Genomic DNA, 14,908 nt, shown 5'->3' on the forward strand with positions numbered 1-14,908 from the left:
CCACTGCCGATGGTGGCACTGAACAGCCGGGCGATATTGGTCGGATGTGGCGGGTCAGACAGATACAGGTCGTTATTCAGGTTATTACCGGTGCCGTCGAAAAACAGGCTGATATGCAGCGTTTTGCAGCAGGGAGGCTCCACCCGCCGTCCGGCAGCCAGACAGAGCTCCTGACGATACGCCCGCTCCCGGCTGTTCTGCTTTTTGCAGTTTTCACCCACAAGTGTGGCAGCCGCCGGTAAACGGCCCTGCGCCGGAAATGCCGGGGGATACCAGACCTGTGCTTTGCCGGTTATTTCGGACATACTTTTGGCTCCTCCATCCTTAAGGGTTCTTTAATCGGGTAGTTCGCATTACGCGGCGACCAGCAACTGGTGGTCACCTTAATCTCGTCGCAGGGCAGGAAATGGATGGTGATACCGCAGGTATCCTGGCCGTTATAATCCGGCAGCGGCACTGTCTTACTGTGCTGTTTTTTTTGAGAATCAATATTTTTTTTCCACTCCAAATATCTTTGTCGATTCTCATAACCCGGAAAATCCATCGAAATACCCACCCCGGTTTCCCAGTCCACCTTTACCGTCATCCCCGGCTGCCATTTCTCCGGCACGCTAAAACAACAGCCTCCCCCGCCACCCTGATACGGGCCGATAATATCGATGCCGGACTGACCATTAACGCTGAAACGGTTAATCGCCCAGTGGGTGTGATTAATCGCTTTAATCACCCCGGCCCCGGCCTTTGATGGCATAAAGATCGACAAAAACACCATGCCGGCTAAAAAAACGGCATAAGAAATACGACGGATTAGTTCGGACATACTTTCGGCTCCTCCATCCTGATAGGCTCTTTGATGGGGTAAGACGGGCTGCCATAGGTGAAACAACTGGAGGTTACTTTAATCTCGTCGCAGGGCAGGAAATGGATGGTGATGCCGCAGGTATCCTGGCCGTTATAATCCGGCAGCGGCACCGTCCTGGTATGCTGGCGGCTCAGGGCCTTCATTTTCTTCTCCCAGGCCAGATATTTCGCATCGTCTCCGAATCCCGGAAATCCCTCCATATCGCCAACCCCGGTCTCCCAGTCCACCCTCACCGTCATCCCCGGCTGCCATTTTTCCGGCACGCTAAAACAACAGCCACCCCCGCCGCCCTGATACGGGCCGATAATATCGATGCCGGACTGACCATTAACGCTGAAGCGATTAATCGCCCAGTGGGTATGATTAATCGCCTCAATAACCCCACCACCGGCATTTACCCTCAAAGGAAAAAATTCCGTAATCAACAGCACAGATAAAACCCGTACAAAATGTATTTTTTTCATGCGGAATTCCTTTCAGCAGGATAATTTCTCGGTAATATATTCAGATATTTTCCCGCACACCCAAGCATCGCGTTCATCATCCATGATTAATCCTTTATCGGTGGCTTCCTGCATGCCGCGATAACAAATCTGAAATAAAGTTTCCGCAGAGATAAAAGAGGGGATGGCGAGTGGCTGCTGTGCCAACAGAATATTGGCATCGCACACGCACATCAGATATTCCAGTTGTTGATCGCTGAGGTCGATAGATTTCACGTCCTCGCCGCAAACTGGCGGAGAACCATCACCCACCAGCCGTTGCGGCGCACCATCTCTGTCCAGCCAGCTCCAGAAAAGCACCGGGCGGTGCAACTGTTGCCGCTGCTCATCGTTCAGCAATCCCCCGGCAAGTAGGGGAAATAGTCGGGGATCGTAGAAACGCAGCAGACCCGGTCGCCCCTCATGGCGACCATCCGTGCACTTTTGCAGCCAGCCTGCCAGCGTAGGTGTCGGCCAGAGCGAACAGAACATCAGCACGGCAGATTTTGTTGCCACTTCGCCACAGAGATCATCCAGCCACAAACGTTGCGATCGATTATTTAATTCAAAACGAATTAACAGTGGTGCTTGCCTTACCGAACTTTCCTCCGGAAGTCCCTGCCATAACGAATGCCATTCAATGGGAAAACCATTCAGAATTGGAATAATAGAAAAATCGACAGCGGCCTGGTCAAATATCATATAAATATATTCAACACCAACCTGACGACAGTCATCTTCCAGTGAGGAAATCCATTCCATTTATATACCTCCGCATTTTATTAACGCGGAACAAATCCCTGCGCCAGCAACCGTGCTTTTTTCAGACACTCCTCACAGACCGATGCGGGTAATTCCTGCAAGGGAAATTGCTGGCTGGCAGGGTTATCCAAATTATGCTGTCCTTTAAGACTTAATCGCCCCGGCCCGTGGATTTCAATTTGTCCCTCGGGAGAGAGGTGGATATATGCGCCACCACAACCGAGTGTGATACCGTTTTTAGCCAGCAGTTGCAGATGCCCCTGCGTTGACTGCACCGTTATATCCTTCAACGATGTTATGGTAAGCGTATCGCCATGTGATTCTACTGCCAGCGGGCCTTTTGCAGAGACCAGCCGCATTCCCTCCTGCTGTGCCAGTAGTGATATTCCCTGAGTAGCATTGGCTGATATCCGTTGCGCCGTGGCGATATTCACCTCTCCAAGACTTTGGAGATACAGCCCCTCACCGCTGGTAAGTACCAGCCCAGCGGATGTCACTGCACCAATCCCTTTCGGTGCGCTTAGCAACATTGCCGGCTCATGCAATTGACTGGCACTCGCCAGGTAAGCTTTCAGCGCCGCACTATCCGGTGAAAAGTTATGATGGGTTTGAGTGAGCCGCCCCCACTCGGAGAGTTGATTGACGGCCCCTTTCAGCAAGCTGACCGGTTGCGCCATTTCTAACGACTTCCCCTGTGCCAGGGGCTGCGCATCAGCGCTAAGATATAACCCCTTCTGCGCCCGGATGGCCCCCCAACTGTCGGTGCGCAGCTCAAATCCTTCACCGCGCGACTGGCGTTCACTGTCCACCAAATGCCCAAGATTCAGCTGACTTTTGCCACCGTATTCGGTACTCAGCTTGATGTGCTCCTGTCCCCGGGTGTCATCCAGCCGCAGCTTGTTATTCGCCGGGGTGCGCAACACATTGCGTTTGTAGTTGCGAATGGTGACCGGATCCGGTCGCAATGAATCGTGCAACACGCCAGCGATATAAGGTCGGTCTGGATTGCCGTGTTCAAAACCGATCGCCACTTCCGTTCCTGCCAGTAGCGGCAGGTGCAGGCCGTAGGTTGCTCCGGCGTAAGGTCGGGACTGCCGCACCCACAGGCTTTCAAAGCCGCTTTCCCACTCCGCACGATCAAACAACAAATGCACCCGGTAACGTCCATCGCGGTCAATATGCCCGTAGTTATCGCTGCTGTCAGTGCTGGTGATACGCGCCGGTAGCGTTCCTGCCATCACCGGACGTGCGATCCTGTCCGGACGGAAACTGTAGACCGCCTCCGCCGGTATGCCGCTCAGCGTGCTCACCAAAGCCCGGTCCCGCGCGGCGCTGCTGCTCATCGCAGTTATCACCATGCCCTGGCTGAAGGTCTGCGGTGCGCCACTTCCCTCGCTCACCCGTAGCACCGTTCCCGGCAGCAGCGCCGCACAATTGGAAATCGCACTCAGTTGCGTCTGTCGGTTCAGATAACGCTCGTGCTGCAACCGGGCGTAGAAAGCACCGCTTTCTGTCTCCGGCGTGGCGCTCTCCACCTTTCCGACTCGCAGATAGTTATCCCCCCAGTGATACGCCTCGCCACAGGTGGTGGGGTCGCTGCCCGTCACCTCCGCCTGCGCATCCATATCGGCGCCGGCGTCGCGGTAGTTATAGTCACGGGTGATGACGCACTTCTCAACCACCTGATAGTGGCTCTGCAATCCCCATATAGCCTCCATTCCCCCATCATGCTGCCCGGATGGCAACAATGCGGGCAACGTCAGACCACGCACGTAACCCTGGGAACTGTCGTAAAACTCCACCACATCGATATTCAGCCGCGTATCGGTGCTGAAGCGAAACCAGATCCCCACCTCTGTCAGCAGACGGGTGATAAAACGCAGGTCATCTTCGTCATACTGCATCACCTGCTCACGCGGCGGATATTCCCGACTTAGGCTGAACAGAAAATCCTGGCCGCGCATGTTGTGACGATCACGCAGTACCGATTCCACAATTTGTGGTACCGACATATCCTGCCAGATTGCGTTTTGTCGCTGGCGCGACAGCAGTGCCAGCCGCGGTTGCAGCGTCAGGGCGTAGCGCCCCTCGTCGACCGACACCCCAAGTGCATCGAAGCCGGTTACCACGCCCTGAACCACGCGTTGTGGAGGGAGAGACGGCAGGTAGTTGTGTTGCGGCGGAGCGGCCTGCAAAGTAAGCGAGGCTGGCTGTAATAACATCGCTTCGCGGCTTAGTGACTTGTCGCAGCAGGTAAAGGTTATCTGCCAACTGAACGGCATATTCAACGCCTCGCTGGCGGTAAAGCTGAGTACATCCAGCAAGGTGCTGTTGTTCCCGACGCGCAGCAGATAAGGGCTGTGATTGAAGATCGGGGCGTTTTCGCCGCTCGTTGGTATCCGTAGTTCGGTCATCATCCGTTGATTGTCCTTATGCAGATTTGCTCACTGCCCTGCGGTTACAGAGCCTTGTTTTCAATTAACTGCTGTTGTTGCAGATGGCGGATCAGCACACGTCCCTCCGGCATAAACGCGGTACCAAATCGCACCAGCCCAACCTGTTTCAGTTCTGCCTCAATGACATAACGCAGTTCGCCGGGTAACGTTTGTTCCAGCATGAATACGTCAATCTTTGCCAGGCGCGGCTCGTATTTCAGCAGTACCTGCATCAGGGTGAAGAGCAACTGATGGGCTGTTGCTGGCATGCCCTGTAGAATGAGTGTCATATCCGGCAAGCCATAATCAGGGATATGCGCCAGTGAACCCGCACGGGTGTTCAGAATACGTTGGATGTTATCCAGTACGGACAAAATCACCTGATTCTGCTCACTGACCTGATGCAGCGCCAAACCACCGTTAAAACCCCCTTTCAGCAATTCGTAGAGCGAGGGCTGACTCATGATTTCGCCTCCGCTCGCAGCAGCAAATGCCGGCTATCCAACTCAATCACTCTTGGTGTATCCGGGTCGAGATCGTTACGCTCCAGCACCAGCCGCCAACTGTTTCTGGCCATATCGGGGTGTTGGAACAGCCCGACAATGGCGACAAATCGCGTCTCTGATTCCATAGGCATATTCAAAGCAACATCCCCTCCGGGCGTCACAATCACATCACGCTCCGCCAGCAGGTCTGGGTGCAGCACCTCGGCAGCCTCATGGATTAATTGCTGATACACAGTGCTATCAAACGTTTTCCGCGCCTTTAACTGATAAACCCGCACCATCACCGGCTCAGAAAGTGGATGATGTTCACGGATATCGCTGTTAAGGCTTTCACGAGCGGAAAAGTCGAGATGCAGAATCTTTATCTGTTTGTAAAACATCGCGTTAAAAGTCGAAGCGGTGCTATCAACAATGTTTTGCTGTAACCCGCAGGCGGTGAGATTTAATGCAGCGGTGCACAACACCAGATTACGTAAAATGGTAGACGACACGTCGGTTTCCTTGTGTTGGTGTGGCGGGTTCCATGCCGGTATAGCTGCCCAGTTCGGTGGTGAAAGTGGCTGGAATATCGGCGGGGCAGGTTTCCCCCTCCACGCCAAGCACGCCGATCATTCCCAACCAGAAAGACGCCTCGCCCAGGCGGGGTGGCGCCAGAAGCGATGTATTGAGTGTCAGTCTGATACGTGCGGTGTAACGCCAGCCCAGATACACACGCAGCATCACCTGAAAGTCCTGGTATAACAGTCCATCGGGCAACCAGCAGCGTGCCTCATCGGCACAGTCAGTCTGCAAATTAATCAGCAGCTGGCTGCTGACATCCATCACTTCATCCCCCAAGGGAAGATTGCCATCAAGCAGCAGTCCCGGTTCGGAGAGGCCCCTCGGTTCACTCACCGGCACCGGACGCAGACTATGCGGCTGCACCTGAACAGACGTCTGCGGAGCAAGCAGCCGTACCAGCGCGGCTATCCCCTCTGCTGTTCTGCCGGGTTGACGCATAACACCCAGCAGCGCCAGAAAACGTGAAATCGGCGTCGCAATCTGTTTTCCGGTGCCGGGAATGCCCAAGCCAATCAACCCAAGTAGCGACTGAGATGTCTCATCTTTGCCCCCTGCTTCGAAGGTGGCGGGGTACGAATATTTACGCCAGATGCGGTAGAACTGGGTCAGCACACGGTGGTTAAAGATATCGAGAAAGCCCTGCAACCCCTCGTGCCCTTCACTGCGCTGTGCGATGTCGTCGAGATACACGCCAGGCATTGGCGCATCCACACCATAAAGCCCAAGAAAAGTGGTGCGCACCACCGGTGGCCCCTCGCCATACTCCAGCGCTTTTAGTTCACTGGCAGGAAAGCCCATGCCGGGATGAGGCAACAGACGAACAGGGTCATCGCCGGGATGGCTGGTACTGCCGAGCGGTGGGTTGTCGCGATGCAGATGTTCAATCAGTTGGCAAAAGCGATAAAAATTCAGGCGGTGCAATTCGTTCTCAAAGCGCGGCATCAGCCGGGAATGCGACGATGGTGTTTCTCTTCCCATTCCAGGCGTTCTCCGGTGGGTTGCAGAATTAAAATCAGACGGTTAAAGAGATGGATATCGGTATACAAGGCAAAAAAGCGGCTGAGCATTTCACCAAACAGGCAGATATCACCACTTCCGGCAAAACCGACGCTGTCGAGGGTGATCTCAATTTGCACACCGCGCAGCAGATGACCTTGCTCGTATCGCGTCATCTCCTGATGACAAACGTGCAGAATGGCCTCCAGCCGGCGGCGGTTCATCTCACTGTGCGTCCAGTCATAGAGCGCAAGCGTGCCACGCAGGACCTCGGCGTTATCCATCATCCACAGGAAACTGGAGCCAAGGTGACTCAGTACCCGCCAGTGGAAACGATCGCGATTGGGGGGATAGCAGGGTAGCGTTGGCGCACACAGATTGCGCACCTGTACCTGAGCGGCGGCGGATTTCACGGCATGATCCAGGAGCGTACTTTGTATCGCCCGACGTGGCAGTTGCCCATTGGTGCCAGTGACGCTGACAGACAAGCTCTCGTCCTCCGGTACGCGATGGTTATCGAAAGCGTCGCCACCGAGGATCAACCAGGTTTCATGCAGGCCGGATGGTCCCTGACGTACCCGCGTGTGGTAGTAATGTTCCGGGGCGGTATGACGCAGCATGCCACCTCTATGACGAAAGCTGGTAAAGGGCACATAGGGTTGGTTAAGGGAAGAGGTCACGGCATCCACCGAATAAATTTCGGTATGGCCATCCTGTACACGCATTGGACGTAGCAGGTATTCCGTCTGCAAACCGTTAATCGTTAGCGGATCAGATTCCAGCGTAAACAGGTTGATGACCGGCACCGTGTTCAGCCGCAGATGCTTTTCGCTAAAGACAAAGTCATGCTCCCAGCGCCTGGACAATATCACCTCCAGCTCAAACCACGGTAATGAGGCTGGCAGTTGCGCTTGCTCCAACCCATGCAGCGCCACCGCCATAAATTTTTCCCGAAAGGTGAAATATTCCAGCAGCAACTGATAACCACTGAAGCTGCTGTCACTGCCCGGCCACAGCCGATCATCAGGATCAAAACCTTGTGCGCTAAAGTGTCCCTCCACGATCCGGCTATCGTTCTCCCCTGCCAGGCGCAGGCGCATGCTGGCAACATGCAGGGTCAGCGCTTCGTGCAACGCACAGGCCAGGGGTGCATCGGCGTTGAGGTAAAGTGGAATCTGGCTGACATCCATCCGGCTCCAGTCGGCCAGCTCGCCGCTGTTGAAGCGCAGACGGATCATGGAACGCCCCTGGGCATCGGTCACGAGTCCCACCTTTTCCAGTACCAGCGGCAGCAGCTCAATATCGCGGGTGGTGGTATAGCGACAGCGCGTCCCTTTCTCCCCGATCGGGCGGGATAACACTTCAAAACCGCGCGCAATCCGCATTGGCTCCTTCATCATCTGCCAGTCAGGGGTAAACTCCACCACCGATAACGAAGGAATGGTGCGCAGGTAATGTGGCCACAACAGGCTGACCAACCCTTCCGTTAACTCGGGCAGATCATCATCCAGCTTTTCCCGTAGCCGTCCCATCAAAAAGGCAAAACCTTCAAATAGCCGTTCTACATAGGGATCGCGCGCACCGGCTTTATCCAGGTTAAGCATCGCCGCCTGCTCCGGATGAGCACGGGCAAACTCTTCACCCGCTTCCAGCAAGTAGCGCATTTCAGCGTCGTAATAACGCAGGGTTAAATTATCCATGGAGAATTCACATAAAAGTCGAGGAGGGGAATCAGCCGCAAAGTACTGCGGCACGCGCCGGATCAATGGTAATCAGCCCGGCCAGTAAGCTATTCATCTCAGATTGCAGCCGGGCTTTGTCGTTCTCGCTGCGCGCCGCTCGGGTTCGGAGTAGCTTCAATCGTCTGGCCCGAACTTCGAACATAAACTCAGGTGACCAGTGCGCCAGCGTGAGGTTCTCCGCCTGACTGTCCAATTCGCGTAGCAGATGCAGCGCCATGTCGTTCTTACCCAGTTGTTCACACACCCTCGCCATCAGCAAGCGCAGCAACCACCTCGCTCGTGGGCTATTGACGCCGGGGCGCTGCTGTAACCAGTTAAGTGCCGCTTCCACGCCTTCCTCATCCGCTTTCGCCAGCGCATCGCTCTCCAGCGCAAGGATGTCGCCCTCCTGTTCCCCGCCGCATGCCACGGCGACGGGTTCACGATACGAAGCATCGTTGCTCACCTGCCGGGCAATCCAGTTCAACGTCACTTCATCGGCAAAGGGCATGCCGTCGGAGAATGTCAGGCCTTCCAAACCCGGTAGCCGCAGTAACAACGCGCCGAGATCCTGTTCAACCAGGGTTGCCAGTCGGGAATCGGCCTTACCCCGGTTGAGTGCTTCCCAGACGTACCATTGCACATCAAGCCACAAATGGTTGACCCCCTGCGCGAAGAGCGAATCGGTCAGCTCCAGCAGTTCCTGCCAGCTTTGCTGCAACCAGAGGCGTTTCAAATGCGCCAGATGTTCGGGTTTGGGGGGAGACAGACGAGTTCTACCACTGGCATCCAGCGGCGGCAGATGGTGAAGCGTGTCCCAGCGTACGCTCTTCATCAGATGATGTGCAGCCAGCCAGCCCTCTGGCTGGTCACGCAGATAGCGCGCCAGTGACCTGGCCTGGTCGAGAAGATCACGCCCCGAGCAGACCGGGGCCACGATCGACGCAGTGATGTGCTGGTGAGCATCAACGTCTGACGACTCGCGGCAGTTTTGCGGTACCAATACGTCAGCCCCGCCGCTGCGCGCCAGCCGCACCTCCAGAGCCTGAACCAGCGGCGCGAGAACCGGACGTTCCTCTGCGCTCAAGAGGTCATGTATCCGAAGCAACCCCGCACAAACGCGACGAATGCGCACCCTATCCACTTCCGGCCACAGCGCGAGGCTGTCCAGCATTCTGCCACTGCCAAGCCAGCTTAATGCGCCCTGGCGGCTACGGGGCCGCTGTGGGTGCAACAGTTCACCATATTGCTGCAATGAGGCAGCCAGTAACTCCAGACCTTCAGCCAGCCCTTGCTCTCCCTGCTGGTGCAGGCGCGCCCACAAATAAAACGTGATCACCCGGATATCTTTACTCACCGAGAGCAGTAAAGGTTCTGCCAATGCAATGATTAACGCCGTATCAACGCCGGAGAGCTTGTTGACCTCTTCACGCATTTGCTGGAAATGATCGTCATACGCAGGGTCCTCGCCGGTGGGTGACCGATCGGCGATCGGCTCCATCCAGCGCGCCCAGTCACTGATATGTTGCTGCGCTTCTGCGCGTAAGGCTGATTCTTCTGCGCCGCAGGCGCTGATTAACACGGCAATCCCTGTCATGCTGCGTCGTCCCCTGGTTATTCATATTGTGTCAGCGCCTGCGCAGCAGACTCTGCATCCACGCTGAAAATCTCATCCGGTAAGGTGAAGCCTCGTAAACGCAGGAGCGCCAGCGGGCCATCGCTCATTTGGGTGCGCAGTATCCATTGCAGGTTCCGCTTGTCAGCGATGGCGAAACTGAGCTTCCACTGGCTGCGGTCCAATTGCTGACGTTTCCCCTGCTCCAGCCAGCGAATAAAGCCCCAGGTACCCGCATAATCACCGAAGACACGCCCCCCGCTACCCACCGTTGACCAACTCAGCAGCGTGCCAGGCTTTAAGCTTTCCCCTGGCCAACGGAACGCACGCCATTCCGCCATCTGGTTGAAGTAGCGAAGCTTTTGCCCATCCACCGTCAGATGTGTCTCCACCACCTCAGGTACCGGGCGCCCCTGTAATTCGAAGCTAATGCCCTGGGTGCCGTCAGTGAACAGAATATCCGCCAGTTCGCGCAACTGATTGATCGTTTTCAGGAAAGCAGGGTTGAACGTCAGTCCCTGACTGTGGGCACGGTCTGGCACCCAGTGGCTGCCCTCTTTCTGCAACACCCCAGCGAGGCGATGGTTCAGGAAACTATCGAGGCGACCGGCATCCTTCCGGATGAACTCAGCCAGCATCGGCAGTGAGGCGTCGCTGTTGCTGACGGCAAACGGGTAGCGGCCATCAAATGCGTTACGCCAGTTTTCCACCACTGCACGACGCCACTGCGCGTTCAAACTGATTGCTGAAGGTTGCAGAATGGTCCCCCAGGCCTGAGCCAATGGCTGGACAAACAGCGTCTGACCAAAACCACTCCACTCTTCCCCCAGACTGGCCGCCATCAGGCTGCCGTACTGCTGGGTGTCGGTCAGGTCGATGCTTTTCCCCTGAAAAACCGTCTGGGCCAATGCCTGTAACATCTCCTGGGGATCAGATGCGGCAGCCACCTGCTGTAATCTGAGTCGTACCCGAGTGATACGCGTCAGGTACGTTTGCAGGCTGAGTGAATTGTCGGCGGCCACCAATTGCGATCCGTTGCCTCGTCCTACCAACGTCAGCAGTGGGCCAAAAGTGGCATCCAGTGGACCGGTGGGTTCAACCGGTTGCTGATTGATGACCGGCTGCGCCTTGCGGCCAATCAGCGTTTTCGCAGAGTTAAGCAGGCTGGTGGTAATCGCATCGCGCTGTTGTCCGGTCTGCCCTTGCCAGGCGAGGGTGTTGATCAACGCTATCAGTGGCGACTGGCGCACATCACTCATCAAGGTGAGCTGATCGGTTACATCGGCGATATTGTGCGTCGGGTTGAGGCGCAATCCGTTGAGAAAATTCAACCAACTGGCGGCAAAATCGGTGAAGTAGCGTTGCGTCAACCGCTCCTGTAATGCCTCAGGGGAGACATCCTGCGCCAGCGCGCTTCGGCTGTCACTCAGCACCCAATCAATCTCCTCACGACGCTCCCGCGCAGCTTTCTCAATTGCCTGCTTCACGCCCCCCTCCCATGCCTGACGCGTGAACATACCAGGGACCGTCTTATCACTGGTAAACAGGCGATGTGGATCGGTACCTGGCGTCATATCCTCCAGATCGACATCGGCATAGTTACGACGTATCGCCTGCAATACATTGTTATATAACGTGCTCTCCGCATTACGGCGGCCAATTTGCTGGAGTAACACCTGTCGCACCTGGGTGAGCAGCGCCGGGTCAGGCTGAATCGCCCATTGGGGGTGCGAGGGCAACGAGGTGGCATAGAATCCCCATAAATCCGGCGCCAGACTCTGCCACAGGCTGGTGGAGATCCCTTCACGTTGCGGTTCCACATCTTTCAGGGTCTGCGCATAGAAATCCGCGCTGGCACGCTCCGGGCGGGACATCATCAACCAGGCCTTCAATTGGTTATAACCGGAGGACGCCAGAGACGCGCGCAGCGGGCTATCGGGCGGCAGTTCAGCCAGACGGGTCAGCCTCGCCTCAAGTGCTACGCGGGCAGGTGCGTGAATCAGACGGTCGCTCGTCACGCCATACCAGGGCAGCAATGCCGCGTACAGCTCACGCGTATGACTGAGCAGAAAGCGCTGATACCAGGGAGGTCCCTGCGCCAGCCAGTGTTGTTGGCGGCCAAGATCATTGCGCAGGCGATGCAGAGCGATCAGTTGCGCGTCATTGATAGCCGGATTGTCCACCAGCTTTCTGACCTCTTGAGCAGCATTTATCACCTGCGTGCGGTTAGCCACAAACGACACCAGCATGCCGGCTCCCCAAAGCGACATCAGCCCCAGCAGCGACCAGACCAGCGTTTGCTGCCAGGGCAAGCCGATGCGTCTGCCTTTCATCTCATCGCTGGCAATCTTCTGCCACAGAGATGGATGCGGTAGCGAATGAGGACGAACGTCGGTGGAGGTGTTGTCCGGCAGGCTGAACATCAGGCCACGTAACGACACAGGTGTTTGTGGCATAAACCAGGGCGTGAGGTGCTGCTGCCATTGATGACTGCCACCTTGTTTAAGTTGCTGTAAGAGACGCAACAGCCAGTCATGGTTGAGGTTGCGTACGACCTGTGCCATTCCCCGTTCGCACAGCAAAGTCTGGAGATGCTCCAGTTGTTGCTGAATATCTTCCGGTGTCGCGCCAGCGATAAAAGTCACGCCTGCGGAAAAGGGTTCGACTCCCTCTTGCGCCCTGTCGCTGCGCACCGGTTGCCATAGCCAGATCGGGGGCCGCCAACGCAAAATGGCGCTGATATTTTCCAGCGCACGCAGGAAAGTATCACTTTGGCGTGCGGTCAGGATTTCATCCTGCCCCAACACCTGCACGATGCCATCCAGCGGGCGGCCAGGGCGCAGTATACGTAAAGCAGCCAGTTTTTCGCGATCCACTTCGCTGTGCAGATCGCCGCCATAAATCAGTACGGTACGTCGGCCTTCCAGCCATTGCTGTTTCCTCAGCCCTGGAATCAGGATGTCGATGGCGTCATCTTCTCCGGTGACCAACAACAGACGGACTTTACTGCGCCAGAAGACGGTATAACGCGTGTGCAGATGGTGACGTAACGCGGCTAACGCGGGCTGCTGTTTATCCTCCGACTTACTTTCTTCGGTTTTGGACATCGATCTTATTGCAGCACGAATACCGCCCCCGCTAATAGCAACAACCAGCGCACACAGGCACAACAGCCCTATCCACAGCAACAAACAGCTTAACGCAAGCTTGAAAAGCGCTTGCCACTCAGTAGTACGCTCCAGCGGGAAATACCACCACAGCACCCCTCCCACAATCCCGGGCAGAGCGGCCCCCACAAGGATAAAGATGACGGTTGCCTTTACTGAGAAAAAGGTTAGTTTTTCTTGCTTACTCATAGGGTTTCACGATTCCTGTGCTTATCCCGCCCGAGGGATCGCGAGCGATCCAGCCGCAGGGGGCATCCTGTTGTGTACTGCCGATGGCGGCCAAAGACATCACTACCAGTGACGCCAGTGCGCCCATCTCGCCCCAGTTATTGTCCTGTAGATGATGGGTCAGACTCCAGTCCCCGTTAGAAGGTAAGACGTTGTCTGGTAAAGAGAAAAGAATGCAGGTGTCAGGAGGGGAAGTCAGTGCGCTTTGCTGTAACACGCGCAGATACATATCTGGCAGCCCGACATCTTCATCCTGCCGGGAGATCTCCCCCCGGGTGATGTGTACTGCCCCTTGTTTTGCAACCAACCAGAGCACCGCCGCGTCACCGGCTTGCTGTGCATCATGGCCCAGTGGCTGCGAGTGACATCCGCCAATCAGCAAGGTTGTCGCTGCATCTCCATCACTCATTTGTCGGATAGCTGACGAGAGCGAGGCTTCTCCCTGCCAGGGTTGAGGCCGCATGGGAAGTATTAGTTCAGGCAGTAAAATGGCGGCCTCCTGCACAAAAGCCTGCCAGGCGTTATGACTCCCTTGCCAGTAACAACAGCAGGGCGATACTGACAGCCCTGTACTCCGCTGGTTGCACCACTGTGACACCAACTGCCGGGCCAGACGCACCTCCCTGTCACCACGGTCATGGCAGAAAATTTTCGCTATATGATCCGTCTTCGGAGAGCTTTGCTCACGTTGCAGCAATTGTTGCCAGTGCCCGGGTTCGCATCCGGCCGGACCCAACAGCACGATATCCTGAATAGCCATCGTTTGTTGATGCTGTTGCCACCACCGGCGATGTTCAACATCAACCTGTTGCTGATAAAAAGCGGCATTATGGCTGGCACAACGGAACCACAGCTGGCGGAGCACCCAGAGCCAGATAAATGTCAGGATGGCCATTGCAGCCAGCACAACTGGCATGACCCGATCCTCACCGTGGCTGAACAGCGCCAGCGAGCTGGAGAGACATAGGGTGAATAACATGCCTGCTGCCAGCCAACGTTGTTTGTTTGGCACTTGTGGCAGTCGGTAAGGGGGGTAGTCGGTGGGCATTCTCATGTTGTTATCCCTGACCGGAATGCTTTACGCATTGGCTAACTGATCTTTCTCTGACCAGCGGTTCTGGATGGCAGTTTTCACCTGGGCCAGATGCCGTTCACTGTTGATCGCTCTCTGTTGTGCCACCACCACGCCGGGTTCCCGGGTGAACTGACGCAGACTGCCAGACTCCGCCAGCAGCGGCACGGGCGCTCCGCTCTGACGGTCCACTACCTCCACGTCGTACACGGCCAGAGCCGGGGGAATGTCCCTGTCGGATTTGACCCTGAAGCGGAGGAGGACTGGCTCATCCTGGGTGACCATCCCCGGTACCTTCCCGTCAACCACCAGCGCTGCCAGCGACTTGCTGCACTTGTCGCCAAAGTAAATCATCCGGTAGCGGAAGTAGCTGCCCCAGGGTTCACGACTGCCCAGACTGGCGTGGAGAAACCAGGCGCGCGAGTCATGCACCTGGTCATCAAACAACGCCATAAGCAACCCGTCAGCAGATTCAAGCAGTTCCCGGTGTTTTTGCTCCCC

At 56.1% G+C, this 14,908-nt stretch carries 11 protein-coding genes and 2 pseudogenes; all 13 read right to left on the reverse strand.

What is annotated here, in order from left to right; translation table 11 throughout:
- Positions 1 to 305, reverse strand: a pseudogene (locus CTZ24_RS17425) (DUF2235 domain-containing protein); the annotation flags it as partial.
- Positions 293 to 772, reverse strand: coding sequence for a Tli1a family immunity protein (gene tli1a / locus CTZ24_RS17430; protein ID WP_244634051.1), 480 nt, complete (start codon positions 770 to 772; stop codon positions 293 to 295). The gene tli1a (CTZ24_RS17430) and the pseudogene CTZ24_RS17425, both read right to left, overlap by 13 nt.
- Before the next feature lie 35 nt (positions 773 to 807).
- Positions 808 to 1,326: a Tli1a family immunity protein gene (tli1a, locus tag CTZ24_RS17435; RefSeq protein WP_208724211.1), complete on the reverse strand. Its 519-nt coding sequence runs from the start codon at positions 1,324 to 1,326 to the stop codon at positions 808 to 810.
- A 12-nt stretch (positions 1,327 to 1,338) separates the two neighbouring features.
- A complete protein-coding gene (tla1, locus tag CTZ24_RS17440; protein WP_208724212.1) occupies positions 1,339 to 2,106 on the reverse strand; it encodes a toxin Tle1 chaperone Tla1 in 768 nt (255 codons plus the stop codon).
- A 20-nt stretch (positions 2,107 to 2,126) separates the two neighbouring features.
- On the reverse strand, positions 2,127 to 4,520 hold the full coding sequence (locus CTZ24_RS17445; protein ID WP_208725583.1) for a type VI secretion system Vgr family protein: 2,394 nt from the start codon (positions 4,518 to 4,520) through the stop codon (positions 2,127 to 2,129).
- Positions 4,521 to 4,564: 44 nt separating this feature from the next.
- Positions 4,565 to 5,005, reverse strand: a complete 441-nt coding sequence (gene tssE, locus CTZ24_RS17450; RefSeq protein WP_208724213.1) for a type VI secretion system baseplate subunit TssE — start codon at positions 5,003 to 5,005, stop codon at positions 4,565 to 4,567.
- The gene (gene tssJ, locus CTZ24_RS17455; RefSeq protein ID WP_208724214.1) at positions 5,002 to 5,538 is read right to left on the reverse strand and encodes a type VI secretion system lipoprotein TssJ; all 537 of its coding nucleotides are present in this window, start codon (positions 5,536 to 5,538) and stop codon (positions 5,002 to 5,004) included. The genes tssE and tssJ overlap by 4 nt, the downstream gene beginning before the upstream one ends.
- Positions 5,516 to 6,586, reverse strand: a complete 1,071-nt coding sequence (gene tssG, locus CTZ24_RS17460; RefSeq protein ID WP_208724215.1) for a type VI secretion system baseplate subunit TssG — start codon at positions 6,584 to 6,586, stop codon at positions 5,516 to 5,518. Before tssG ends, tssJ begins: the two co-directional genes overlap by 23 nt.
- A complete protein-coding gene (gene tssF / locus CTZ24_RS17465; protein ID WP_208724216.1) occupies positions 6,550 to 8,304 on the reverse strand; it encodes a type VI secretion system baseplate subunit TssF in 1,755 nt (584 codons plus the stop codon). The genes tssG and tssF overlap by 37 nt, the downstream gene beginning before the upstream one ends.
- 31 nt (positions 8,305 to 8,335) lie before the next feature.
- Positions 8,336 to 9,922 carry a type VI secretion system protein TssA gene (gene tssA, locus CTZ24_RS17470; protein WP_208724217.1) on the reverse strand — a complete coding sequence of 529 codons (1,587 nt, stop codon included), beginning with the start codon at positions 9,920 to 9,922 and terminating at the stop codon, positions 8,336 to 8,338.
- Positions 9,923 to 9,939: 17 nt separating this feature from the next.
- Positions 9,940 to 13,296, reverse strand: coding sequence for an ImcF-related family protein (locus tag CTZ24_RS17475; RefSeq protein ID WP_208724218.1), 3,357 nt, complete (start codon positions 13,294 to 13,296; stop codon positions 9,940 to 9,942).
- Positions 13,289 to 14,389 carry a KPHS_23130 family T6SS system protein gene (locus tag CTZ24_RS17480; RefSeq protein ID WP_208724219.1) on the reverse strand — a complete coding sequence of 367 codons (1,101 nt, stop codon included), beginning with the start codon at positions 14,387 to 14,389 and terminating at the stop codon, positions 13,289 to 13,291. Before CTZ24_RS17480 ends, CTZ24_RS17475 begins: the two co-directional genes overlap by 8 nt.
- Positions 14,390 to 14,413: 24 nt before the next feature.
- Positions 14,414 to 14,908, reverse strand: a pseudogene (locus CTZ24_RS17485) (T6SS phospholipase effector Tle1-like catalytic domain-containing protein); the annotation flags it as partial.

The sequence above is a fragment of the Pantoea phytobeneficialis genome (genome assembly GCF_009728735.1).
GTDB classification, from domain to species: Bacteria; Pseudomonadota; Gammaproteobacteria; order Enterobacterales; family Enterobacteriaceae; genus Pantoea; species Pantoea phytobeneficialis.